Source organism: Mesorhizobium sp. (assembly GCF_004962925.1).
Lineage (GTDB): Bacteria > Pseudomonadota > Alphaproteobacteria > Rhizobiales > Rhizobiaceae > Mesorhizobium.
This window is the reverse complement of record NZ_SUEO01000501.1, coordinates 1-234: the sequence shown is the minus strand read 5'-3', so window position 1 is coordinate 234 and position 234 is coordinate 1. Positions and strand designations below refer to the sequence as shown.

The following is a 234-nucleotide window of genomic DNA, read 5'->3' as shown; positions in this document are numbered from 1 at the left end:
ACCTGACCGGCAACGAATTGGCCCAAACCATCCAGGGCAATGCCGGCGCCAACATCATCAACGGCGGCGGCGGTGCCGATAAGATGAGCGGCTTTGGCGGCAACGACGATTTCTATGTCGACCATGCTGGCGACAGGGTGATCGAGTCCGCTGGCCAGGGTCAAGACAGGGTGTGGACTTCTGTGAGCTATGCGCTCTCAGCCGGCTCGTCGATTGAAGTCCTTGGCACCACGA

Annotated in this window: 1 pseudogene; it reads left to right on the top strand. The window is 60.3% G+C overall.

Annotated elements, in window-relative coordinates:
* Positions 1 to 17: 17 nt before the first annotated feature.
* Positions 18 to 234, top strand: a pseudogene (locus E5W87_RS35880) (calcium-binding protein); the annotation flags it as partial.